The sequence below is a fragment of the Alishewanella longhuensis genome (assembly GCF_014653435.1).
GTDB lineage: Bacteria > Pseudomonadota > Gammaproteobacteria > Enterobacterales > Alteromonadaceae > Alishewanella > Alishewanella longhuensis.
In genome coordinates this window covers 1-773 of the sequence record NZ_BNAO01000025.1, presented here as the reverse complement: position 1 = coordinate 773, position 773 = coordinate 1, and the positions used below count along the sequence as shown (strand labels likewise).

The 773-nt window shown below is 53.4% G+C and carries 1 rRNA gene; it reads right to left on the bottom strand.

The features are described from left to right. Positions 1-773 (bottom strand): 23S ribosomal RNA (locus IE163_RS17650); the annotation flags it as partial.

Sequence of the window (773 nt, the reverse complement as noted above, 5' to 3'; positions counted from 1 at the left end):
TAGCTACCGGGCAGTGCCATTGGCATGACAACCCGAACACCAGCGGTTCGTTCACTCCGGTCCTCTCGTACTAGGAGCAACTCCACTCAATCATCCAACGCCCACGGCAGATAGGGACCGAACTGTCTCACGACGTTCTAAACCCAGCTCGCGTACCACTTTAAATGGCGAACAGCCATACCCTTGGGACCAACTTCAGCCCCAGGATGTGATGAGCCGACATCGAGGTGCCAAACACCGCCGTCGATATGAACTCTTGGGCGGTATCAGCCTGTTATCCCCGGAGTACCTTTTATCCGTTGAGCGATGGCCCTTCCATACAGAACCACCGGATCACTATGACCTACTTTCGTACCTGCTCGACGTGTCTGTCTCGCAGTTAAGCTGGCTTCTACCATTACACTAACCGTACGATGTCCGACCGTACTTAGCCAACCTTCGTGCTCCTCCGTTACTCTTTAGGAGGAGACCGCCCCAGTCAAACTACCCACCAGACACTGTCCGCAATCCCGATTCAGGGACCTACGTTAGAACATCAAACATACAAGGGTGGTATTTCAAGGACGGCTCCACCAGGACTAGCGTCCCAGCTTCAAAGCCTCCCACCTATCCTACACATGTAGGGTCAATGTTCAGTGCCAAGCTATAGTAAAGGTTCACGGGGTCTTTCCGTCTAGCCGCGGGTATACGGCATCTTCACCGCAATTTCAATTTCACTGAGTCTCGGCTGGAGACAGCCTGGCCATCATTACACCATTCGTGCAGGTCGGAAC